The 22,822-nt window shown below is 70.8% G+C and carries 18 protein-coding genes and 1 other RNA gene; 13 read left to right on the plus strand and 6 right to left on the minus strand.

All coding sequences use genetic code 11. The features are described 5' to 3' along the window. Positions 1-153 precede the first annotated feature (153 nt). From AC5P1C_RS16925 to AC5P1C_RS16940, 4 genes are all read right to left on the minus strand, one after another. Positions 154-1,035 (minus strand): carbohydrate ABC transporter permease, encoded by an 882-nt coding sequence (locus tag AC5P1C_RS16925; protein WP_493866667.1) that lies wholly within the window; start codon positions 1,033-1,035, stop codon positions 154-156. Between the two features lie 88 nt (positions 1,036-1,123). Then, positions 1,124-2,404 carry a carbohydrate ABC transporter permease gene (locus AC5P1C_RS16930; RefSeq protein WP_493866831.1) on the minus strand — a complete coding sequence of 427 codons (1,281 nt, stop codon included), beginning with the start codon at positions 2,402-2,404 and terminating at the stop codon, positions 1,124-1,126. Between the two features lie 73 nt (positions 2,405-2,477). Then, positions 2,478-3,872 (minus strand): ABC transporter substrate-binding protein, encoded by a 1,395-nt coding sequence (locus AC5P1C_RS16935; RefSeq protein WP_493866668.1) that lies wholly within the window; start codon positions 3,870-3,872, stop codon positions 2,478-2,480. Positions 3,873-4,067: 195 nt separating this feature from the next. Further along, positions 4,068-7,331, minus strand: coding sequence for an FHA domain-containing protein (locus AC5P1C_RS16940; RefSeq protein ID WP_493866669.1), 3,264 nt, complete (start codon positions 7,329-7,331; stop codon positions 4,068-4,070). Positions 7,332-7,750: 419 nt separating this feature from the next. Between AC5P1C_RS16940 and AC5P1C_RS16945 the strand changes: the two genes are divergently transcribed. From AC5P1C_RS16945 to AC5P1C_RS16960, 4 genes are all read left to right on the plus strand, one after another. After that, entirely contained in the window at positions 7,751-9,361 is a 1,611-nt protein-coding gene (locus AC5P1C_RS16945; RefSeq protein WP_493866670.1) for a serine/threonine-protein kinase, read from the plus strand. 153 nt (positions 9,362-9,514) lie between these two features. After that, the gene (locus tag AC5P1C_RS16950) at positions 9,515-10,753 is read left to right on the plus strand and encodes a serine/threonine-protein kinase (RefSeq protein WP_493866671.1); all 1,239 of its coding nucleotides are present in this window, start codon (positions 9,515-9,517) and stop codon (positions 10,751-10,753) included. Between the two features lie 302 nt (positions 10,754-11,055). After that, a complete protein-coding gene (gene prfB / locus AC5P1C_RS16955) occupies positions 11,056-12,162 on the plus strand; it encodes a peptide chain release factor 2 (protein WP_493866672.1) in 1,107 nt (368 codons plus the stop codon). A 271-nt stretch (positions 12,163-12,433) separates the two neighbouring features. After that, positions 12,434-13,096 (plus strand): hypothetical protein, encoded by a 663-nt coding sequence (locus AC5P1C_RS16960; protein ID WP_493866673.1) that lies wholly within the window; start codon positions 12,434-12,436, stop codon positions 13,094-13,096. 149 nt (positions 13,097-13,245) lie between these two features. Here AC5P1C_RS16960 and AC5P1C_RS16965 read toward each other — a convergent pair whose 3' ends face one another. Then, on the minus strand, positions 13,246-13,437 hold the full coding sequence (locus tag AC5P1C_RS16965; protein WP_493866674.1) for a hypothetical protein: 192 nt from the start codon (positions 13,435-13,437) through the stop codon (positions 13,246-13,248). 240 nt (positions 13,438-13,677) lie between these two features. Between AC5P1C_RS16965 and ftsE the strand changes: the two genes are divergently transcribed. The 8 genes from ftsE to dacB all read left to right on the plus strand — a co-directional run bounded on the left by ftsE (position 13,678) and on the right by dacB (position 20,525). Then, positions 13,678-14,367, plus strand: a complete 690-nt coding sequence (ftsE, locus tag AC5P1C_RS16970) for a cell division ATP-binding protein FtsE (protein ID WP_030788113.1) — start codon at positions 13,678-13,680, stop codon at positions 14,365-14,367. Between the two features lie 43 nt (positions 14,368-14,410). Next, positions 14,411-15,328 carry a permease-like cell division protein FtsX gene (gene ftsX, locus AC5P1C_RS16975; RefSeq protein ID WP_493866675.1) on the plus strand — a complete coding sequence of 306 codons (918 nt, stop codon included), beginning with the start codon at positions 14,411-14,413 and terminating at the stop codon, positions 15,326-15,328. Between the two features lie 78 nt (positions 15,329-15,406). Continuing rightward, positions 15,407-16,588 (plus strand): S41 family peptidase, encoded by a 1,182-nt coding sequence (locus tag AC5P1C_RS16980; RefSeq protein WP_493866676.1) that lies wholly within the window; start codon positions 15,407-15,409, stop codon positions 16,586-16,588. A gap of 18 nt (positions 16,589-16,606) precedes the next feature. Continuing rightward, a complete protein-coding gene (gene smpB / locus AC5P1C_RS16985) occupies positions 16,607-17,128 on the plus strand; it encodes an SsrA-binding protein SmpB (protein WP_493866677.1) in 522 nt (173 codons plus the stop codon). A 118-nt stretch (positions 17,129-17,246) separates the two neighbouring features. Continuing rightward, positions 17,247-17,635, plus strand: a transfer-messenger RNA (tmRNA) gene (ssrA, locus tag AC5P1C_RS16990). A 192-nt stretch (positions 17,636-17,827) separates the two neighbouring features. Continuing rightward, positions 17,828-18,100, plus strand: a complete 273-nt coding sequence (locus tag AC5P1C_RS16995; RefSeq protein ID WP_493866678.1) for a hypothetical protein — start codon at positions 17,828-17,830, stop codon at positions 18,098-18,100. Continuing rightward, entirely contained in the window at positions 18,100-18,936 is an 837-nt protein-coding gene (locus AC5P1C_RS17000) for a collagen-like domain-containing protein (protein WP_493866679.1), read from the plus strand. Before AC5P1C_RS16995 ends, AC5P1C_RS17000 begins: the two co-directional genes overlap by 1 nt. Next, positions 18,933-20,525, plus strand: a complete 1,593-nt coding sequence (dacB, locus tag AC5P1C_RS17005) for a D-alanyl-D-alanine carboxypeptidase/D-alanyl-D-alanine endopeptidase (RefSeq protein WP_493866680.1) — start codon at positions 18,933-18,935, stop codon at positions 20,523-20,525. Before AC5P1C_RS17000 ends, dacB begins: the two co-directional genes overlap by 4 nt. Here dacB and AC5P1C_RS17010 read toward each other — a convergent pair. Further along, entirely contained in the window at positions 20,449-21,711 is a 1,263-nt protein-coding gene (locus AC5P1C_RS17010) for an MFS transporter (RefSeq protein WP_493866681.1), read from the minus strand. The two genes, dacB and AC5P1C_RS17010, sit on opposite strands and share 77 nt — an antisense overlap. 83 nt (positions 21,712-21,794) lie before the next feature. Between AC5P1C_RS17010 and AC5P1C_RS17015 the strand changes: the two genes are divergently transcribed. Further along, positions 21,795-22,796 carry a LysR family transcriptional regulator gene (locus AC5P1C_RS17015; RefSeq protein WP_493866682.1) on the plus strand — a complete coding sequence of 334 codons (1,002 nt, stop codon included), beginning with the start codon at positions 21,795-21,797 and terminating at the stop codon, positions 22,794-22,796. Positions 22,797-22,822: the final 26 nt, after the last annotated feature.

The raw sequence follows: 22,822 nt of genomic DNA on the forward strand, positions 1-22,822 counted from the left end.
AGTAACCGGGCGGGTTACGCCGAACGCGGCATACGGGGGATGAACGCGAGTGAGGCGGCCCCGGTGCTGGGCCGCCTCACTCGTCGAACGTATGAGCCTGTCCCGTAGGGGGTCCGGTGCGGGGTCGGCTACTTGAGTCCTGTACGGGTTCGGCTACTTGACCGCGCCCGCCATCACCCCGGACACGAACTGCCGCTGGAACGCGAAGAACACGGCCAGCGGGATCACCATCGAGATGAACGCGCCGGGCGCCAGGATCTGCACGTTGTCACCGAAGGACCGAACCTGCTGCTGGAGCGCGACCGTGATCGGCGGGCTATCGGAGTCGGCGAAGATCAGCGCGATCAGCATGTCGTTCCAGACCCAGAGGAACTGGAAGATGCCGAGCGAGGCGATCGCGGGCGCGCCGAGCGGCATCACGACCCGGAAGAAGAGCCGCAGCTCACCGGCGCCGTCCAGGCGCGCGGCCTCCAGGAGTTCGCGGGGGATCTCCGCGAAGAAGTTCCGCAGGAGGAAGATCGCGAACGGCAGCCCGAAGGCCACGTGGAAGACGACCACGCCGATCGTCGTCTCGAAGATGCCGATCGCGCCGAAGATCTTCGAGACCGGGAGCAGCGCCACCTGCACGGGCACCACGAGCAGCCCGACGACACCGAGGAACCACCAGTCGCGGCCCGGGAACTCCATCCACGCGAAGGCGTATCCGGCGAGGGACCCGATGATCACGACGAGCAGCGTCGCGGGGACGGTGATCATGATGCTGGACAGGAGCGAGTCGGTGATCGTCTCGTCCTTGAGCAGGTTCGAGTAGTTGTCGAGCGTCATCTGCGACGGCGTGGTGAAGACCTTCCACCAGCCGCTCTCCGCCATGTCGGCGGAGGTGCGCAGCGAGCCGAGCAGCAGACCGATCGTCGGCACCAGCCAGAAGAGCCCGACGACGACGAGGAACACACGGACGACGCTGCCGCTCAGGACGGACGCGATCCGCCCGCCGAGCGACTCCTTCGCCTTCACCACTTCGACTTGGGTGGTCATCGTCGTCCCTCCCGCCGAAGTCGCCGGACGTTGCTGTGCCTTCCCGGGGGGTAACCCCCGGACCCCCAGCCGGAGTACGGGTGACGCATCATCGCCGTCCCTCCCGCCGAAGTCGCCGGACGTTGAAGTACATCACCGGGATCACGAGGAGGAAGAGCAGCACGGCGATCGCGCTCGCCACACCCGAATCCTTGTCGAGGAACGCGGAGTTGTAGAGCTGGAGCGCCAGGACGTTCGCGTCGTCCTTCGAGGAGTTCGGCGCGATGATGAAGATCAGGTCGAAGATCTTCAGTACGTTGATCATGAGCGTGACCGCCACCACCGCGAGCACCGGCGCGAGGATCGGCACCGTGATCCTGCGGAACACCTGCCACTCGTTGGCACCGTCCACGCGGGCCGCCTCCAGGAGTTCACGCGGCACGCTGGCCAGGCCCGCCGCGATCAGGACCATCGCGAAGCCCGTCCAGATCCACAGGTACGAGCCGATGACCGCGGGCGTGATGAGGGACGGGCCGAGCCAGTCCACGCCGTTGTACGGCTCGCGGAAGTTCGATGCGGGGAAGCGGAGTTGAGCCCCGTCCGCCTCCTTGGGCAGTGCGAAGGTGCCGTCGCCCGCGGCCTCGGCCGAGGCCACCACCTTGCCGTCCTTGACGGCCTCGACCTTGATGCCGGGGTAGCCGAACTCGGTCTTGTCCGGGGCGTTCATCTCGCCCCGGCCCTTGCCGCGCGTGAAGTCCTGCCAGGCCGTGCCGGTGACCTTGTCGGGGTCCGGCTTCGCGGCCGCGGCGGACTCGGCGTCGTCCGGCATGTTGTCCGGTGCGACACCGGTCAGCGGCAGGGTCACCGGAGTGCCCGCGCTGACCGGCTCGCGCGTGATGAAGGCGCCGCCGCCCGCCGACTTCAGCGGTGACTCCGTACTGGGATGCGCCTGTGGGAAGGCGGACGACTTGGCGAAGGTGTCGTGCACCCCCACGAACACGGCGTTGGCGACACCCCGGTCGGGATCAGACTCGTACACCAGCCGGAAGATGATGCCGGCCGCGAGCATCGAGATCGCCATCGGCATGAAGATGACCAGCTTGAACGCCGTGCCCCAGCGGATCCGTTCGGTGAGCACGGCGAAGATCAGGCCGAGACCGGTCGCGACCGTCGGGGCGACCACCACCCAGATCGCGTTGTTCTTGATCGCCGTGAGGATGGTGTCGTCCGTGAACAGCGTCTTGTAGTTGCCGAACGCCGTGAAGTCGCCCGACTTGTCGAAGAAGCTGCGGAAGACCGAGTACCCGATGGGGTAGAGGACGAGCGCGCCGAGCAGCACCAGGGCGGGCGCCAGGAAGAGCACCGCCACGGATTTACGTGTCCCGGTCACGCTCTTGCGCGGATTCGGGGCCGGAGGCAACGCCGTGCTCGGCGTGCCCCCGGCGTTCGCGGACGCCACCGCTTCAGTCCTTGTAGGCCGCGGCGGCGGCCGTCTCCAGTGCCTTCTGGGTGCCCGCGACGTCCTTCGGGTTCTTCAGGAAGTCCTGCAGCGCCTTCCACTCACCCTTGCCCGGCGTGCCGCCGAACGCCTGCGGGGCCTGGTCGGACATGTCGTAGCGGATGTCGTCGCCCGCCGCGATCAGCGCCTTGGCGATGCCCCGCTGCACGTCGTTCGGGTACGCCGCCAGGTCGAGGCTCTTGTTCGGCGAGACGAAACCGCCCGCCTCCGCCCAGACCTTGGCCGAGTCCGGCGACGCGAGGAAGGTGAGCAGCGCCTGGGCGCCCTTGCTGTCCTTCAGCGCGACGGCGGCGTCACCGCCGACGACCGCGGGGGACTCGCCGCCGACCGCCGGGAACGGGAACACCTTGGCGTCCGAGCCGATCTCGGCCTTCGTCTCCGAGATCGGCAACGACACCATGTCGCCCTCGAAGACCATGCCCGCCTTGGGCTGGTCGCCGCCGGTGAAGGTCTGCTTCACGGAGGCGGGGAACTCGGTCTGCAGCGCGCCGTCGGCGCCGCCCGCGACCATGCCCTTCTTGCCGAAGAGCTCACCGAGCGTGGTCAGCGCCTCCTTCACGGAGGGGTCCGTCCACTTGATCTCGTGCTCGGCGAGGTCGTCGTACTTCTCCGGACCCGCCTGCGAGAGGTAGATGTTCTCGAACCAGTCGGTGAGGGTCCAGCCATCGGCGCCCGCGACGGATATCGCGGGGACGCCGGAGTCGTAGATGGTCTGGGCCGTCTTCATGAAGTCGTCCCAGGTCTTGGGCGCCTTGGCGCCCGCGTTGTCGAAGACCTGCGTGTTGTACCAGACCAGGGACTTGTTGGCGGCCTTGAAGTACACGCCGTACTGCTTGTCGTCGACGGCACCGAGGTCCTGCCAGCCCTGCGAGTAGTTCTTGTCGAGCTGCTTCTGCGCCTCGGGCCCGACGGGCTTGGCCCACTTGTTCTCCACGGCCTGCTCGATCGCGCCGACCTGCGGAAGCATCGCGACGTCCGGTGGCGAGCCGCCCGCGACCTTCGACTCCAGGAAGCTGATGATGGGGTCCTGGGCCGGTACGAAGGTGACCTTGGCCCCGGTCCGCTTCTCGAACTCGTCGAGAACCTTGAGGAAGACCTTCCGCTCCGAACCGCCCCATACGGCGGCGACGGAGACCGTCTCCCCGTCCAGCTTCGGCAACTTGACCGCGGCGGCGCTCTCCTTGCCACCGCCCTTGTCCCCGCTGCCCTCGCCGTCACTGTCGTCCCCGCCGCATGCGGTGGCGGTCAGCGCGAGCGCGCCCGCGACGAAGGCCGCGGCGAACTTGGCTGTGGTACGCCGGTGTTGCGGTGCCCTGCGTGTTCGAAGACTGCTGCGCATCACTGCCCCGTTTCTCTGCCCTGACGAGTCCCGTGCGGCCTGTTTACGCCCGCCCGGGGAGAGGCGGCAAGAGCGCCAACCATGACAACTCGATGATCGTGATGGCGTTGTGACGTGGCGTCATGAGCTGGGCGTTGGTCTGCCGGCAGCCCCCGTAGTGCAGGGTTACAGCAAGGACGGCATCTGTGTGCCGGGCTACAGGAGGGAGGGCACCTGATTCGCCGAGACGGACCGGGCGGCCCGCTCCAACGCGCTGGCCAGCAGGGCCAAGTCCGTGGGCCCGTTACCGAGTTCCCGCACGGGCCGCCGTGCCGGAGGATCCCCCATCCGCTCCCACTCCAGCGGAACCACCGTGGGCCGCACCGTCGACGTACGAGGAATCCGCCCCGTGACGCGCCCCGCCTGGAAGGGACTCACCCGCCCCTCGGCGGTCCGAAGCTCCCCGCGTCCAGGGGCAGGCTCCTCCGGCCCCGGAGTGACGGCGTCCAGCACGATCCGTAGGGAAGCCCGCCGCCCCAGCTCCGTCTCGGCGGTCCGCTCGCCGCGCGCCGCGGTGGCGACCAGATGCACCCCGAGCCGCTCCCCGTCCCGGGCCACCGCTTCGAGAGCCCGCACGACGGACCCGGCAGCGGGCCGGCCGGGGGACCCGAGCGCGGGCGAGAGCAGGGCGTCGAAGTCGTCCACGAGCACCACGAGCCGAGGCAACGGCGGCCCCGGCTCGGCCCCGACGCGGGCAGCGGCGGGCCGCAGCCGCATCGTGGAACTCGGCGGCGGATCAAGATCACCTCCGCCGGCCCCGCCACCCCCGCCGGCCCGGGGCACGGACGCAGACGCAGGCCACTGCGTATGCCACTCGGCGAACCCGAGCCGCCCGAGCAACTCGGCCCGCCGCTTCAGCTCGGCGGTCAACGACTGGGCGAACTCCCGCATCCGGACAGGGTCGTTGGCGGCGAGATGCGTGGTGACGTGTGGCAGGTCCGTGCAGACCGCGAGGCCGTCGACGAGCCGTATGTTCGCGCCGTTCGTTCCGCTGCTCCCGCTGCCCGTGGTGTCCCGTCCGTCGATCAGGACCATGCTCAGCCGGTCAGGGCGCTCCGCCGCGGCCAGCGATGCCGCGATGGACCGCAGCAGTTCCGTACGGCCGCTTCCCGAAGGGCCCTCGGCCAGCACATGCGGGCCTTCGGCGGCGAGGTCCACGACCACGGGCCCGCGCGGGCCCGCGCCGAGCACCGTCCAGGCACGCCCGCCCGACGCCTCTGGGTCGTCCGCGGCAGCGGCCCACCGCGCCATCAGGGATGCGGGAGTGGCTCGGGCGAGCCCCAACTCGTCGAGCAGGCGCGCCGTTTGGGGCAGTGGAGCAGACACGCGCGCATGCGCGTCGCCGGGCGCCCCGTCCGTACGGAAAGGCGCGAGGGCGCGGGCGAACCGCTCCGCCCAGGCCTGCGACACCGCGTCCACCGCGGCGACGGTGCCGTGCCCCACGGGGTGCCCGCCCACGGTCCGCAGCAACCGCAGCGCGGTGGCCACGTCGCCGCTGAGCAGCGCGACGGCGCCGCAGGCGCGGAAGGCGGGCGAGACGGAGCACGCGGCTTCGTACGTGGCCGAAACCGGCGACGCGGGTGACGCGGCGGGCGTCTGAGCCAGGCAGACGACATGGATCCCGGCGGCGGCCCCTTCCCGGGCCAGACGCACCACGGCCTCGCGCAGCCCGGCGGAACCGGGATCGCCGTCCACCACGACGACGGTGCGGGGCCCGGCGTCCGGAGACCCGTCGGCACTGCTCGCCGCCGCGCTGTTGTCGGTAGGGCTGTTCTCGGTAGGGCTGTTCCCGGCCGCGGCAGCCGACGCCCTGTCCGCGGCGCGGTCCTCGAGGCGCCGCAGCAGCTCTCCCGTGCGCGCTGCGGCCTGCTCGCGGTCGTAGGCGAGGAGGAGGCGGCAGTCCTGGCCGTGCGTGGGCCGCAGATGCGGGAGCCAGCCGAGCCAGGCCCACTCGGCGGTGCGCTCCGGTGTGGGCCGTGCGCGGTCCGTGCTGAGCAGCACGATCTCCAGGGCGTCCGGGGAGTGCAGCGCCGCGAGCTGGGCGACGACGGCACGGGCGAGCCCCGCGAGGCGCTCGCGCGGTCCCGCGAGGCCGAGTGCGCCCGCCTCCCGCAGGCTGACCGTCACGGGGACGGCGGGCAGCAGCCCCCGCTCGTCCGGGGCCGCGCGGTCGACCGTGCCGAGCCGGACCGCCAGCGCCTCGGGGTGGCCGGGGCCGCGCTCCCAGAGCCGGGGGCCGGGGCCGAGCGCCGTGAGCAGCAGGGCCGCGGGGTCCGGCCAGGACTCCGGGGTCCGCGCGGCGGCTGCCACCGCGAGGTCCTCGGGGGTGGGGCCTTGCGCTACCGGAGAGGCGGCGTCGCTCCCCGGGCCGTACGCATCGACCTCGTGACCGCTCGGGCCGTGCTCGTCGTCGCGGGCGCCCGTGAGCCGCCGGGCCCAGGCCGAGATGCCGCCCCGCCTGCGGAGGGCGCGCGGCACGGTCGTCCCGCGCGCGGGAGTGCCCGTGCGGGTGCTCTCGGCGTCCGGGGCGCCGCCCTGCTGCGGGACGAGCGGCACGTCGGTGAGGGACGTCTGGCCGTACGCCCCGGGCGTTCCGTGCGCCCCGCCCTGGCCGTCCTCGCCCGTGGTGACCAAGGCCGCGGAGCCGTACGCGTGGTGGGTGCCGTCGGCGGGTGGGCCGCCTGCTCCCGGGGGAGCGCCCTGGGGGCCGTCCTGGAGTGCGTCCTGGAGTGCGTCCCGGGAGGTGTCGCCGCTCGCGGCGACCCGCACGCGCACGTGCCCCTCGCCGTCCGGAGCCGTCGGCAGCGCGGCGCCCGTCCCGGACCCGGCGGTGAGCCGCAGCGCGGACTCGCCGAGCCGCAGGAGGGAGCCGGGGGAGAGGCGGACGGGGCGCTCGGTGATCTCGCGGCCGTCCACCGTCGTGCCGTTCGTGGAGCCCAGGTCCGTGACGGTGACCTGGCCGTCCGGGGTGAGCGTCACGGCGCAGTGCAGCCGCGAGACGTCCGGGTCGTCCAGCGGGACGTCCGCCTCCGCCGAGCGGCCGACGCGGATCTGGCCGCCGTGCAGGAGGTGCACGCCGCCCGCGTCCGGGCCCGTGACCACGTGCAACTGGGCGGCGGCTCCCGCGAGTTCGGGCCCCGGCTCGGCGGGGGAGCCGAGCGAGAGCACCGCCCCGTCTATCAGCGGGGGCTCCCCGAGGGTGCAGCGCTGGGCGTCGAGCCGCTCCGACTCCGCGTACAGGACGACGGGTCCCTCGCCGCCCGCGACGGCCGCGGCGAGGCCGGAGGCGACCGTGGCGAGGGCGGTCCCCGCAGGGGCGGTGACCAGGACGTCACAGGCGCCGCGGGGCACGGCGGGGCGGCCTTGGGGCTCGGCGGTCTGGCCGCTGCGCGGCCCGAGGACGGTCAGCCGGATCTGCATCGCCGTCAGCGGTCCCTTCTGCCCTTGCCGCAGGGCACGGGGACTCGCGCTGTGATTCCCCCCACCGCACACGGCCACGTCGGCCAGTAACAGAGAAGCATCCTCGCACCTGCCACTGACAACACGCCCGGCGGCCACCCGTAAGTGATCTTGATTGGTCGGCTCTGCTCGGAAAAGTGCCTGCTTGGACCGTAGCGATCACCCGTCATCGCATCGTGACGAAGGTCAATTCGACGCCGTTCGGCAACCAACGGCCCCCGTGAGACGTCTTTCCACCGAACAGCTATCCGGTCGTCCGGTGGCCGGGGCGGAATGTGACCGGCCGGTGCCCCGTTCGGCGGCACTACAGTGGGTCGGAACACCTTCCGGCGGGTAGCCGGGTCCGGACAGACCAGCCAGATCAGCAGGGAGCGCATGACGTGCGGCCGGTAGGCAGCAAGTACCTGCTCGAGGAGCCGCTCGGGCGCGGCGCCACGGGCACCGTCTGGCGAGCCCGCCAGCGCGAGACCGCGGGTGCCGAGGCGGCCGTCCCCGGCCAGCCCGGCGAGACCGTCGCGATCAAGGTCCTCAAGGAGGAGCTCGCCAACGACGCGGACATCGTGATGCGGTTCCTGCGCGAGCGATCCGTCCTGCTCAGGCTCACGCACCCGAACATTGTGCGGACCCGTGACCTGGTCGTCGAGGGAGAGCTCCTGGCTCTCGTCATGGACCTGGTGGAGGGCCCCGACCTGCACCACTACCTCCGCGACAACGGCCCGTTCACGCCGGTCGCGGCGGCACTCCTGACCGCCCAGATCGCCGACGCCCTCGCCGCGAGCCACGCGGACGGGGTCGTGCACCGGGACCTGAAGCCCGCGAACGTCCTGCTCAAGCAGGACCCCGACGGCTCGATGCACCCGATGCTCACCGACTTCGGCATCGCCCGCCTCGCCGACTCCCCGGGCCTGACCCGCACCCACGAATTCGTCGGCACGCCCGCGTACGTGGCGCCCGAGTCCGCCGAGGGCCGCCCGCAGACCAGCGCCGTCGACATCTACGGCGCGGGCATCCTCCTGTACGAGCTCGTCACCGGACGTCCGCCGTTCGGCGGCGGCTCGGCCCTCGAGGTCCTGCACCAGCACCTGAGCGCCGAACCGCGCCGCCCCTCCACGGTCCCGGACCCGCTGTGGACGGTCATAGAGCGCTGCCTCAGCAAGAACCCGGAGAACCGCCCCAGCGCCGAGAACCTCGCGCGCGGCCTGCGGGCCGTCGCGGACGGCGTGGGCGTGCACGCGTCCAGCGCGCAGATCGCCGCCGCGGAGGGCGTGGGCGCCCTCCTCATGCCCGACCCGTCGCCCGCCACGGTGCCGGGCACGGCGGGCGCGGCCGACCCCACCCAGGTGCTGCCGAGCAACGCGGGGTCGTACGACCCGAACGCGGCGACGAGCGTCATGCAGAACACCGGCGGCCCCGGCTCCGGTGGCGCCGACCCGACGTCCGTCATGCCGCCGGTGCCGTCGAACCAGCCCGGCGCCGACCCGAACGACCCGCACCCCTGGCAGAACCAGATGCGGGCGGCCCGCGACCGCAACGAACAGACACAGGTCCAGTCCTACCTGGACCCCAGCGAGGACCCGCTGCGCCGTCGCCGCCCCCAGCGCCAGGTCCAGCAGCCGCAGCAGCAGCCGCGCCCGCAGCAGTACGCGCAACAGCAGCAGCGCCCGCAGCAGCAGTACGCACCGCAGCCCCAGCAGCAGCAGTACGCGCCGCCGCAGCAGACGCCGCCCCAGCAGCCGCCCGCGGGACGGCCGCCGCGCGAGCCCAGGGAGCCCAGGCAGCGCGGCTCGAACCCGAACCGGATGAAGATCCCGGGTCTCGGCTGCCTCAAGGGATGCCTCTTCACGATCATCATCCTCTTCGTGGCGAGCTGGCTCGTCTGGGAGCTGAGCCCGCTCCAGGAGTGGATCGGGACGACGAAGGGCTACTGGGAACAGCTGACGGACTGGTACGACACGGTCGCCGGCTGGATGGGAAAGCTGAACGGCAACTGAGCCACAACCAGCAGTCCCGCGGTCGGTGACGGTCGAATCCCCTCCCGACTCTGGGGATTTGTCGACACCTGCGGGGTGATTTCTGCTCCTGGAGTGAAGGTTGGCGTCGAGGCCGCGTAGCTTTGTCGCCAACACGCATCCGTAGGAGCAGTCTTGGCACGCAAGATCGGCAGCCGGTACACCGCCCACCAGATCCTTGGTCGGGGCAGCGCCGGCACGGTGTGGCTCGGCGAGGGACCCGAGGGTCCCGTCGCCATCAAGCTGCTGCGCGAGGACCTGGCGTCCGACCAGGAGCTCGTCGGCCGCTTCGTCCAGGAGCGCACGGCTCTGCTCAGCCTGGACCACGCGCGCGTGGTCGGTGTCCACGACCTGGTGGTCGACGGCAACGACCTCGCCCTGGTCATGGACCTCGTCCGCGGCACGGACCTGCGCACCCGCCTCGACCGCGAGCGCCGCCTCGCTCCGGAGGCCGCGGTGGCGATCGTGGCGGACGTGGCGGACGGCCTCGCGGCGGCGCACGCGGCGCAGATCGTGCACCGTGACGTGAAGCCGGAGAACGTACTGCTCGACATGCAGGGCCCGCTCGGACCCGGCGGCTCGCACCCGGCACTCCTCACGGACTTCGGCGTCGCCAAGCTGATCGACTCCCCGCGCCGCACGCGCGCGACGAAGATCATCGGTACGCCGGACTACCTCGCCCCCGAGATCATCGAGGGCCTGCCGCCGCGCGCGGCGGTCGACATCTACGCGCTCGCGACGGTCTTGTACGAACTCCTGGCGGGCTTCACCCCGTTCGGCGGCGGTCACCCGGGAGCGGTCCTGCGCCGCCATGTGACGGAGACGGTGGTCCCCCTCCCCGGCATCCCGGACGAGCTCTGGCAGCTGATGGTCCAGTGCCTCGCGAAGGCCCCGGCGTCCCGTCTGCGCGCCTCTGAGCTCGCGGCGCGGCTGCGGGAGCTGCAGCCGCTGGTGGCGGGGATGCCGCCGCTCGACGTGGACGAGCCGGATACGGAGCCGTCGGCGGAGGAGGCCGAGGAGGAACCGGAGCCTGAGCCGTCCCCGGGTACCCCGCGCCGCGGAGCGGTCCCCCTGGTCCCCGGCTCGACCACCCCGGACTCGAACCGTGACACCCACACCTCCATGCGCGTCCCGGGGCCCGACGAGCTCGCCGGGGGCGCCCGAGGCACGGCCCGCGCCCCGCGCGCGTCCGGCGCGGCACGCCCCGGCTCGGCCCGCCACCGCGCCTCGGCCCGCCGGCGCAGGATCACGCTCGGCGTGGCGGGAGCGGTCCTGGTGGCGGCGGCGGGAATCGGCACCTGGGCCGCCACGAACGGCGACGACGCGGACGCGCAGCCCCAGGACAGCAACAACTCGGCGCCTCCAACCCCGTGACCTACGGCCCGCTGCGGGCCTCTCGCCCCGCCGCTTCGCGGCGGGACAGGGCAGCCTGTGGGACAGGGCAGCCCGGACGCCGCGACAGCGGCGCGGATGCGTAGGGCCCGCCACCGCGTGGCAGGAGGTGGTGCCGGGTGATCGGGTGGGTGGGAGACCCGCCGCGGAGCGGCGAAGAAGAGCCCCGGCCCGCAGGGCAAGGCACCCGTGGAGGCCCGCAGGGCGAGGGCCCCGGGCCCGGGGAGAGCCGCTACCCAGGCCGGGAGGCCGGCTCGCTTGCGCTCAGCCGTTAGGCTGGACCCGTGGCAGTCGTCGATGTATCCGAAGAGCTCAAGTCCCTCTCCTCGACCATGGAGTCGATCGAGGCCGTCCTGGACCTCGACAAGCTGAGGGCAGACATCGCCGTGCTCGAGGAGCAGGCGGCGGCGCCGTCCCTCTGGGACGACCCCGATGCGGCACAGAAGATCACCAGCAAGCTGAGCCATCTCCAGGCGGAGGTCCGCAAGGCCGAGGCGCTCCGTAGCCGGATCGACGACCTCAGCGTGCTCTTCGAGATGGCCGAGGAGGAGGACGACCCGGACACCCGCGCCGAGGCCGAGACCGAGCTCACGGCCGTCAAGAAGGCGCTGGACGAGATGGAGGTCCGCACCCTCCTGTCCGGCGAGTACGACGCCCGCGAGGCGCTCGTCACCATCCGCGCGGAGGCCGGCGGCGTGGACGCCTCCGACTTCGCCGAGAAGCTGCAGCGCATGTACCTGCGCTGGGCCGAGCGGCACGGCTACAAGACGGAGCTCTACGAAACCTCGTACGCGGAAGAGGCCGGCATCAAGTCGACCACCTTCGCCGTCCAGGTCCCGTACGCCTACGGCACGCTCTCCGTCGAGCAGGGCACCCACCGTCTCGTCCGCATCTCGCCCTTCGACAACCAGGGCCGCCGTCAGACCTCCTTCGCCGGAGTCGAGATCCTCCCGGTCGTGGAGCAGACGGACCACATCGAGATCGACGAGTCCGAGCTCCGCATCGACGTCTACCGCTCGTCGGGCCCCGGCGGCCAGGGTGTCAACACGACCGACTCCGCGGTCCGTCTGACACACATCCCGACCGGCATCGTCGTCTCCTGTCAGAACGAGCGCTCGCAGATCCAGAACAAGGCGAGCGCGATGAACGTCCTCCAGGCCAAGCTCCTCGAGCGCCGCCGCCAGGAGGAGCAGGCGAAGATGAACGCCCTCAAGGGGGACGGCGGCAACTCCTGGGGCAACCAGATGCGTTCGTACGTCCTGCACCCGTACCAGATGGTCAAGGACCTGCGCACGGAGTTCGAAGTGGGCAACCCCGAGTCCGTGTTCAACGGCGAGATCGACGGTTTCCTCGAGGCCGGAATTCGCTGGCGCAAGCAGCAGGAGAAGTAGGCGCCGCTTTATCGACATGGCAACTGCCGCCCTTGAGGCGGCAGTTGCCTTTTACGTCACAGTCACATCTCCGTAGGCCGGTCAACTCCTGCTATTTCAGACATCGCGCGCGCAACGACCTTGACGTGTCTCAGGAAACTGGAAAGGCTAGCGAGCGGCATGCGTATCTCTGGGGCGCGTGTGATCTGTGGGGGCGGATTCAGCGCTCCTGACGAAACGCAGTCCCGGACGCTGCCTCACTGACGATTCAGCTACTGGGGGTAGCAGCCAGATGACCAAGAAGACGCGGATCCGCGTGGCACGTATAGCGGCCGGTGCGGTGATCGCCGCCGGGGCTTCGCTGACCGCCGCCGGTGCCGCCTCGGCCCTTGACGTCGGCGTCGACCTCGGCGGCGGCACGGGCGTCAACGCCAGCGCCGACGAGAACGGCATCGGTGTCGACGTCGGCATCGGCGAGGGCGACGACGAGCCGACCGACGGGCCCACCGAGCCGACGGCGATTCCGACGGAGCCGACCGAGGAGCCGACGGAGCCCACCGACGAGCCGACCGAGCCGACCGAGGAGCCCACGGAGCCGACCGAGGAGCCGACGGAGCCCACCGACGAGCCGACCGAGCCCACCGAGGACCCGACGGACCCGAGCGAGCCCACCGAGGGCCCGAGCGACCCGGGCAACGGCAACGGCACCGGTGGCAACGACAACGACCCCGACGGCGGCTCCAACCCCGTCGAGCAGGGCAAGGGCAAGGACAGCCTGACCGACACGGGCTCCGCCCCGGTCGAGCAGGGTGACAAGGCCGACAAGGGCGAGCTCGCCGAGACGGGTGCCGCCGAGACCACGTTCCTGCTGATCGGCGCCGCGACGATGATCGCCGGCGGCATCGGCTTCCGCATCCTGCCGCGCTTCGTCGGCAACCGCGGCGCAGCTGCCTGATCCGACGTGGCGTGACAGCCATGACAGACATGACAGACATGGCATGACAGAAGGGCCCGGAGCAGCCAGCTCCGGGCCCTTCTGGTGTTCCTCGTACCTGTGTCTCGTACGTATGTCTTGTACGTATGTCTCGTACGCGTCCGGGCGTGCTAAGCGGTCTGGTGCGCCAGCAGGGCCACCGCCACGATCAGTACGACGAGCACCCCTATCAGGGCCGCAGGGCTGAGACCGCCGAACGGCCCGTCCTGCTGCAGGCGCTCGCGGCTGGCCCGGCACACGGGGCAGCGGCCCTCACTCACGGGCCCCGCGCAGTTCGCGCATACCAACCTGTCGTGGGTCATGCGCTCCTCCTCCCGCACAGTTACAGACTGCCCAACGCTAGAGGGAACCCAACCGTTCCCCCTACCACTGTGCCAGCTTCCACGAATTTCGGCGCGGCCCGCCCCTCGCCGCCGGTTTCAGACTGTTACGTTCCGTGGTATATCCGCGACAATTCGCGCAACTCAGGACGCTGACTGCGCTCGCGTACCGGCTTCGCGTATGGTCACGCTCACCTACCCCCGGCGACCCGTGGTGCATCCGTGATCCGATTCGACAACGTCTCCAAGGCCTACCCCAAGCAGACCCGGCCCGCCCTCCGGGATGTCTCTCTGGAGATCGAGAAGGGCGAGTTCGTCTTCCTGGTGGGCTCATCCGGCTCCGGAAAGTCCACCTTCCTGCGTCTCGTCCTGCGCGAGGAGCGCACCAGCCACGGCCAGGTGCACGTCCTCGGCAAGGACCTTGCCCGCCTCTCGAACTTCAAGGTGCCGCACATGCGGCGCCAGCTGGGCACCGTCTTCCAGGACTTCCGTCTCCTTCCGAACAAGACCGTCGGCGAGAACGTCGCCTTCGCGCAGGAAGTCATCGGCAAGTCCCGCGGCGAGATCCGTAAGTCCGTGCCCCAGGTCCTCGACCTCGTCGGCCTCGGCGGCAAGGAGGACCGGATGCCCGGCGAGCTCTCCGGCGGTGAGCAGCAGCGGGTGGCGATCGCGCGAGCGTTCGTCAACCGCCCCAAGCTCCTGATCGCCGACGAGCCGACCGGCAACCTCGACCCGCAGACGTCGGTCGGCATCATGAAGCTGCTCGACCGGATCAACCGGACCGGCACGACCGTCGTCATGGCGACCCACGACCAGCAGATCGTGGACCAGATGCGCAAGCGGGTCATTGAGCTGGAGAAGGGCCGTCTCGTCCGCGACCAGTCGCGCGGCGTCTACGGCTACCAGCACTGACGACCCGTACTGATCCACTGCACTGATCCACTGAAAGGGAGCCATGCGCGCCCAGTTCGTCCTGTCGGAGATCGGCGTCGGTCTCCGCCGTAATCTCACGATGACCTTCGCGGTCATCGTCTCCGTGGCCCTCTCGCTCGCCCTGTTCGGCGGCTCGCTGCTCATGCGCGACCAGGTGAGCACGATGAAGGGCTTCTGGTACGACAAGGTCAACGTCTCGATCTTCCTCTGCAACAAGGCCGACGCGGAGCAGGACCCGAAGTGCGCCAAGGGCGCGGTCACGAACGAGCAGAAGGAACAGGTCAAGGTCGACCTGGAGAAGATGTCCGTCGTGGAGAAGGTCGAGTACGAATCGGCCGACCAGGCGTACAAGCACTACAAGGAGCAGTTCGGCGACTCCCCGCTGTCCAGCTCCCTGACGCCGGACCAGATGCAGGAGTCGTACCGCGTCAAGCTGAAGGACCCGGAGAAGTACCAGGTGGTCGCGACCGCCTTCTCGGGGCGTGACGGCGTGCAGTCCGTGCAGGACCAGAAGGGCATCCTGGAGAACCTCTTCGGGCTGCTCAACGGCATGAACTGGGCGGCGCTGGCGGTGATGGCGCTGATGCTCGTCGTGGCGCTGATGCTGATCGTCAACACGGTGCGTGTCTCCGCGTTCAGCCGGAGACGTGAAACCGGGATCATGCGGCTGGTCGGCGCGTCCAGCTTCTACATCCAGATGCCGTTCATCATGGAAGCCGCCGTGGCCGGTCTCATCGGTGGCGGTGTCGCCTGCGGGATGCTCCTCGTGGGCCGTTACTTCCTCATCGACCACGGCCTCGCGCTCTCCGAGAAGCTGAATCTGATCAACTTCATCGGGTGGGACGCGGTCCTGACGAAGCTGCCGCTCGTGCTCGCCATCAGCCTGCTGATGCCCGCGCTCGCCGCCTTCTTCGCGTTGCGCAAGTACCTCAAGGTGTGACAAGACCCGCCTGTGAGTAAGGCCGCCGTACGGTTCAACCGACCGTACGGCGCCCTTCGTTGTCCTAGACTCACCGGCATGTCAGGCCCCGACCGGTTCTGCGACCGGCTCTCCCGGCCCCGCCGTATCCGCCGCGGGGCGACCCTGACATTGGTGTTCGCGAGCGTGCTCGCCACCGGTGCGGCCACCGGATCCTGGAGCGAGGCGACCGACGTAGGCCGGAAGTCGCCTGCCCCGTCCACCCGTTCCGTCGCCTCGACCGGTGACGCAGCGACCGAGGCGGCCGATGCCGCGGCCGAGGCGATGGCCGACGGCAAGTCCGGCAAGGAGGCCGCGGAGGACGCGGTCAGCCGCAGCGGTGACCGCTGGGGGTCCGTGTACTCCCCTGGGGAGTACCAGGAGTTCGAGCAGGCCCTCGACGGCGCGTACACCGGCGTCGGTCTCTGGGCCAGGCGCGCGGCCGACGGGCGCATCGAGGTGTCACGGGTGCAGCGCGGCGGCCCCGCCGAGCAGGCCGGCATCCGTGAGGGCGATCAGCTCCGGAGCGTCGACGGCAAGCGTGTCGCGGGGCTCCCCGTCACCGAGGTCGTGTCCCTGCTGCGCGGCGACCGCGCGGGCACCCCGGTCAAGCTGGGCCTGGAGCGGGGCACGCGCGCGTGGAGCGAGACGCTGCACCGGGCCCGCCTCTCCACGGACTCCGTCACGGTCACGCAGCTCGCGGGCGGCGCCGTCCTGATCAAGGTAGAGGCCTTCACCAAGGGCGCGGGCGAGCGCGTACGGTCCGCGGTGCGCGAGGCCCCCAAGGGCGCCGGGATCCTGCTCGACCTGCGCGGCAACTCCGGCGGTCTGGTGACGGAGGCGGTCACCGCGGCGTCGGGTCTGGTCGACGGCGGCCTGGTGGCCACGTACGACGTACGCGGCCGGCAGAAGGCCCTGCACGCCGAGCGGGGCGGTGACACCACCAGACCCGTGGTCGCGCTGGTCGACGGCGGCACGATGAGCGCGGCCGAGCTGCTCACGGGCGCACTCCAGGACCGTGGCCGCGCGGTCGTGGTGGGCTCGAAGACCTTCGGCAAGGGCTCGGTCCAGATGCCGAGCCGACTGCCCGACGGCTCGGTCGCCGAGCTGACGGTCGGGCACTACCGCACTCCTTCGGGGCGAGCGGTCGACGGCAGGGGCATCACGCCGGACCTCGAGGTCGAGGACGGGGCCGAGACGAGGGCCGAGACAGTATTGACTGGCCTCGGACCCCCCTCGTAGTGCGAAAATGGCCGGACTATGGCGAAGGAAAAGGTAAAGCGCAAGGCCGCGAAGGCCGCTGAGAAGGCCCCTGCCCGGAAGATCGTCGCGCAGAACAAGAAGGCGCGGCACGACTACCACATCCTGGACACGTACGAGTGCGGCCTCGTCCTCATGGGCACCGAGGTCAAGTCGCTGCGGATGGGCAGGGCCTCCCTGGTGGACGGCTTCGTGCACATCGACAACGGCGAGGCGTGGCTGCACAACATCCACGTCCCCGAGTACGTGCAGGGCACGTGGACCAACCACTCCGCCACGCGGAAGCGCAAGCTCCTGCTGCATCGGGACGAGATCGACAAGCTGGAGTCCAAGTCGCAGGAGACGGGTCACACGATCGTGCCCCTGTCCCTGTACTTCAAGGACAGCCGGGTCAAGGTCGAGATCGCGCTCGCCAAGGGCAAGAAGGAGTACGACAAGCGCCAGACGCTCAAGGAGAAGCAGGATCTGCGCGAGACGAACCGCGCGATCGAGGCGGCCAAGCGGCGTCAGCGCAGCGCGTAGGCGGCACGGCCCGCGGGTCCTGACGGGCCGCGCGGGAATTGGCTGGCCCCGTCGGGCGTTGTTCACGTACGATGGGCACTGCCCCGCACAGCCGGGGCGGCTATTGAAAAAATAACATGGGGATGATCGGTTTCGACAGCGGATGTCGAAGCAGGGGAAGCGAGCCGAGGAAGCGGCAATGATCTCGTAAACCATATGTCGCAACCAATAATCGCCAATTCCAAGAGCGATTCCCAGTCCTTCGCCCTCGCTGCCTAATAAGCAGTGAGTGAAGGACCCTTAATGGGTGTCAGCCCGGGGGTGTTCCCGACCCGGACCCTGGCATAATCTAGGGAACTAAACCATCGATCCCGGTCACGGGGTTCGATGGGAAATCAAACAGTGACTGGGCCCGTCGGAGACTTGTTCGCGAGATCACCGGGGCCGAGAAAATCGAAGCGAACTGCGCTCGGAGAAGCCCTCCTTTTGCACCGTTGGACGCGGGTTCGATTCCCGCCATCTCCACAATTCCCATGTGAGGTTAAAGCCCTCTGGCCGGTGGCCAGGGGGCTTTTTCCGTGTGGCTTTTTCCGTGTGCGGCGCACGGAACGTACGGGCACATCCTCTGGGCATGTGACTCGTTACTGCATCCGAGTGCAGGTTCCCAACGGCCGGCGGCACAGGAGCCCGGCCGAGTACGCAAGTGCAGGAGGCAGTCGCTTGGATGCCACCGTCACTCTCTTAGGTTCCCTCTTCGCCAGCCTCGGGGTTCTGGGCGCTGCGGTGGTCGCCTATCTCGGCAAGCGCGGCGAGAACGCGCTCACCGGCTACTCCAGCCTCACGGAGAGACTCCAGACCGAGCGTGACCGGCTGGAGCGCCAGGTCGCCGAACGCGACGTAAGACTCGCCGAGTTGAACGCTCTGCACGCCCACGACCAGGGCGAGATCGCCCGGCTGCTCATCGACAACCAACGGCTCGGAGGCACTCCGTGATGCAGCTCGAGCGACGCCTGGCCCGTCGTTGGCGCAGCGTATTCCTCGTCTGCGTGCTGGTCGCGCTCTGCGGTGTCGCCGCGATCCTCTGGGCCCGCATCGATGCCGGTGACCGTCGCGCCGACGAGTTCGCCGCGGAAGCGGACCGGCGGGGCGAGGCCGTGTCCACGCTGGCCCGGGACGTCAGGACCCTGCGCGAGCAGGTCCGCTCCCACGGCGACACCCCGGCGGTGCCGGACCCCTCGGATGCCGTCGACGACCTCCTGTCTCGTGTGCGGGCGCCTGGTTCGCCGGGTGCCGACGGATCGCCCGGCGCGGACGGAACGCCCGGCTCGGACGGGAAACCGGGCGAGAAGGGCGCGCGGGGCACCGGCGGGCAGCAAGGGCCGAGCGGCGAGCAGGGAGAGCAGGGCGAGCCGGGTGACGCGGGCGCGCCCGGAGCGGACGGCGAACCCGGGCCGCCGGGGGCCGCGGGCGCGGACGGCGAGCAGGGCCCGGAGGGTCCCGCAGGCTCCGCGGGGCCCGCGGGCCCGCCGGGCGCCCAGGGTGAGGGCGGCGCCGCCGGTCCCACCGGCCCCGCAGGACCTCCCGGCGAGCGGGGTCCCAAGGGCGAGGCAGGCGCCCCCGGGCCCAACTGCCCCGACGGGTACAGCCTCCAGGAACCCCCGGGCGACCCCGACGCCCTGGTCTGCCGCCGGACCGGCGGAGCCCCCGCCGACCCCGCACCGGCGCTGCTGCTTGCCGCCGCGCTGCGTGCCCGGCGCCGCCTTTCGCCGAGGTGTGCGGAGTGGGGTCTGTCGCGGGGCGTGGGAGTCAGGGATGCTGCTGGGTCATGAGTAGACCCGTGAGACGCGTCAACACCCGTATGCGCCACTGGATCTGGCCCGCCGTGCTCGGTGTCGCGGCGGCCACCCTCTCCGCCGGTTCGCCCGCCGGGGCGGACTCCGACCGCAGTGGCCTGCCCGAAGCCATCGACACCATCCTCGGCGACCCCCGGATGGAGGGCGGTGCGGCGAGCGTCGTCGTCGCCGACGCCGCGTCCGGCGACGTGCTCTACCAGCACCTGCCCAGCGGGCGCCTGATGCCCGCGTCCAACACCAAGCTCCTCACGTCGGCGGCCGCCATGGAGCAGTTGGGCCCCGACCACCGCTTCACCACCGATGTGCTCACCGACGGCAAGCAGCACGGTCGCGTGCTCTCCGGCGACCTCTACCTGCGCGGCACCGGTGATCCGACGACGCTGGCCAAGGATTACGACCAACTGGCCGCGAAGATCGCCGATTCGGGTGTCCGGCGGGTCTCGGGGCGACTGGTCGCCGACGACACCCGGTTCGACGCCGACCGCCTCGGCGACAGCTGGGCAGCCAACGACGAGTACGCGTACTACTCCGCCCAGATCTCCGCGCTGAGCGTCGCACCGGACACCGACTACGACACCGGGACGGTCGTCGTCGAGGCCACGCCCGGCGCGAAGGCAGGGGACAGGCCGAAGGTCTCGGTGACCCCGAAGACGGACTACGTGGACGTCGACATCAGCGCCAAGACCGTCCCCGCGGGTGGCGAGGACACACTCACCATCGCGCGCGAGCACGGGACGAACACCATCACGGTCACCGGGACCGTTCCGGTGGGAGGTGGTGCCACCAAGGAGTGGATCACCGTCTGGGAGCCGACCGGATACGCGGCGGCCATCTTCCGGGACGCGCTGAAGGCGCACGGGGTGCGGGTGAGCGGGCCGACCAGGGCCGGGCTCGCCACGCCCAAGGGCGCGCGGCAGCTCGCTTCGCACGACTCCATGCCGTTGAAGGAGCTGATGATCCCCTTCATGAAGCTCTCCAACAACATGCACGCGGAGAACCTCACGAAGGCGATGGGTCACAAGGCGACCGGCAGGCCCGGGAACTGGACGGACGGAATGGCCGCCATCAGCGCCTACTTGAAGACGGCGAACGTCGATCCCGGCAAGCTGCGGCAGGTCGACGGCTCCGGGCTCTCGCGCAAGGACAACGTCCCCGCCGACCAGCTGATCAAGCTGCTGCTCTCCGCGAAGGGCGAGCCCTGGTACGCCGACTGGTACAAGTCGCTTCCGGTGGCCTGCGACCCGGACAAGTTCGTCGGCGGCACGCTGCGCACGCGGATGTGCGGGACTCCGGCGGCCCTCAACGTACGGGCGAAGACCGGGTCGTTGACCGGGGCGTCCGCCCTTTCGGGGTACGTGAAGGACGCGGGCGGGCGTGAGCTGGTGTTCAGCATCATCCTGAACAACTACCTGCCCTCCTCGGTGAAGGCCCTGGAGGACGCGATCGTCGTGACGCTCGCCAAGTCGACCGAGGACAAGGCCGTGCTCGTCAGGCCGCGCTCGGAGCGTGGGGCCGAGCCGAGCGGGGACCTGGAGTGCTCGTGGCGCAAGCCTGCGCGATGCTGAGCAGCAGGGCGCAGCACGCGGCGGCGACCGGGACCGCGTAGCCCTGGGCCGCGCCCAGGTGCTCCACCACCCAGCCGCCGCCCGCGGCGCCGCACGCTATGCCCCCGAGGAGTCCGGTGACGGCGAGGGTCATGCCCTCGTTCAACCGGCCCTCGGGGGTGCGCTGTTGGACCAGGCCCATGCCGGTGACCATCGTGGGGGCCGTCGCCATCCCGGCGACAAGGAGAGCCCCGGCGAGCACAAGGAGTGAGCCGGTGAGCGTGGCGGCCAGGAGTGGCAGCGTCATCAGGGCCGCCATCGCGCCGACGCACAGGATGTGGCGGCGGTTCGGGGGCCCGCTCGGCTTGACCGTGCCGTAGAGGAGCCCTGCCGCGCAGGAGCCCGCGGCTTGGAGCGCCAGGATCGCGCCCGCGGCGGCCTTGTGCCCGTGGCTGTCGGCGTAGGCGATCGTCACGACCTCCATCGAACCGAAGATCGTGCCGGTGGCGAGGAACGAGGCGAGCAGGGTGGGCATCCCGCGCGCGTGGAGGGGCGATTTCTCCTTCGTCGTCGTACGTCCCCGGGGCGGCGGCTCCGTGGTGCGCTGGGCGGCGAATACGAGGACGCCGGTCAGGAGCAGCACGACTCCGATGAGGGTGCCCGCCTCCGGGAAGAACGCCCCGCACAGGAAGGCCGCGAGGACCGGGCCCAGCATGAAGCACAGCTCGTCCGCGGCCTGTTCGAAGGAGTTGGCGGTGTGCGCTGCTCGGTCGTCGCCCTTGAGGAGGTGGGCCCAGCGGGCCCGGGACATGCCGCCGGTGTTGGGCGTCGTGGCCGTCGCGGCGTACGAGGCGAACAGGGTCCAGTCGGGCGCTCCGTAGTGCACGCAACTGAGCAGCGAGAGCGAGCCGAGCGCGGCGATCGCGGTGGCCGGGACGGCGATCCGCGCCTGGCCGTACCGGTCGACGAGACGGGCCGTCCAGGGGGCCACGACGGCGGTCGCGGCGAGGCCCGTCGCGGTGACGGCGCCGGCGAGGGCGTACGAACCGCGGGCCCCGGCGATCATGATGACGGCGCTCACGCTGAACATCCCCATGGGGAGGCGGGCGATGAGGTTGCCGATGGTGAAGGCGGTGGCTCCGGGTATCTCGAAGAGGCGGGCGTACGGGTTGCGGCGGCGGGGCGCGCGGGGTTCGGCGGGCGGCATGGGATCACCCTCACTGGGGCGGCGGTGTGAGGTCCAACACCTTCTGGGGCCCAACTCACGCACCTGCGTTGTAAGTTCCCGGGGTGACAGCGGAACCCCCCATATCCCGCGACCTGGAGCCCCGCCTCCTGCGCGCCTTCGTGGCCGTCTCCGAAGAGCTGCACTTCACGCGGGCCGCCGCCAGGCTCTACGTCGCCCAGCAGGCGCTCAGCCGTGATGTGCGGCGCCTGGAGCGGGAGTTGGGCGCCGAGCTGTTCGTGCGGACCACCCGGCAGGTCACGCCCACGGCCGACGGCGAGCGGCTGCTGCCGTACGCGCGGCGGGTCCTGGAGGCGCAGGACGACCTGGCGGCGGCCTTCGCGCGCGGCACGGGGTCCGGCAGCGCGGCCCGCCCGCTGCTCGTGGACCTGAACAGCCCCGGTCTCATCTGCGGGCGCGTCCTGGAGCGGGCCCGCGAAATAGCCCCGGACTGCGAGCTGATGGCCCGCTTCGAGAGCGGCCTCACCTGGGCCGCCGCCGAGATGGTCGCCGGACGGCTCGACGTCTCCTTCGGGCGGTACGCCGGGCTCGAACCTGCGCTGCGGTCGCGGCTCGCCCAGCAGCCCGTGCGGTACGAGCCGATGGCGGTACTGCTGCCGCTCGGTCACCCCCTGGCCGAGCTCGACGCGGTGCCGCTCGGGGCGCTCGCGGGGGAGAGCGTGTACGCGGGGGCGGGAAACCCCCGGACGCTGGAGTGGACCGATCTCGCGCATCGCCTCTTCGAGGGACGCGGGATCGAGGTGGCGGCGCCAGCACCCCTGGCCGTGGGCCCCGAGGAGTTCGGGCGGATCATGGCCAAGAATCGCACCCCCGTGCTCGTCGCGGTGGACTTCCCGGCCATGCCGGAATCAGTCCTGCGGCCGCTCATCGACCCCATACCCCTGTCACCTGTGTCGCTGGTCTGGAGAAAGGGGCTCACGCACCCCGGCATCGACGCCCTGCGCGCCGCCGCGGCCGAGCTCGCCGCCGCGGAAGGGTGGCTGCGCAGACCTTCGGGCGGGTGGGTTCCGGCCACAGATGCACTCATCATGATGAGCCGCGACTGACGGATTAGTACGACTGTCACCGCCGT

The organism is Streptomyces sp. A18, from assembly GCF_059026065.1.

Excerpts from the sequence above, each read along its gene's own strand:
- AC5P1C_RS16925 (WP_493866667.1), bottom strand. The coding sequence starts at position 1,035 with ATGACCACCCAAGTCGAAGTGGTGAAGGCGAAGGAGTCGCTCGGCGGG.
- AC5P1C_RS16935 (WP_493866668.1), bottom strand. The coding sequence starts at position 3,872 with ATGCGCAGCAGTCTTCGAACACGCAGGGCACCGCAACACCGGCGTACC.
- AC5P1C_RS16940 (WP_493866669.1), bottom strand. The coding sequence starts at position 7,331 with ATGCAGATCCGGCTGACCGTCCTCGGGCCGCGCAGCGGCCAGACCGCC.
- AC5P1C_RS16960 (WP_493866673.1), top strand. The coding sequence starts at position 12,434 with ATGACCAAGAAGACGCGGATCCGCGTGGCACGTATAGCGGCCGGTGCG.
- AC5P1C_RS16965 (WP_493866674.1), bottom strand. The coding sequence starts at position 13,437 with ATGACCCACGACAGGTTGGTATGCGCGAACTGCGCGGGGCCCGTGAGT.
- ftsX (WP_493866675.1), top strand. The coding sequence starts at position 14,411 with ATGCGCGCCCAGTTCGTCCTGTCGGAGATCGGCGTCGGTCTCCGCCGT.
- AC5P1C_RS16980 (WP_493866676.1), top strand. The coding sequence starts at position 15,407 with ATGTCAGGCCCCGACCGGTTCTGCGACCGGCTCTCCCGGCCCCGCCGT.
- smpB (WP_493866677.1), top strand. The coding sequence starts at position 16,607 with ATGGCGAAGGAAAAGGTAAAGCGCAAGGCCGCGAAGGCCGCTGAGAAG.
- AC5P1C_RS17000 (WP_493866679.1), top strand. The coding sequence starts at position 18,100 with ATGCAGCTCGAGCGACGCCTGGCCCGTCGTTGGCGCAGCGTATTCCTC.
- dacB (WP_493866680.1), top strand. The coding sequence starts at position 18,933 with ATGAGTAGACCCGTGAGACGCGTCAACACCCGTATGCGCCACTGGATC.
- AC5P1C_RS17010 (WP_493866681.1), bottom strand. The coding sequence starts at position 21,711 with ATGCCGCCCGCCGAACCCCGCGCGCCCCGCCGCCGCAACCCGTACGCC.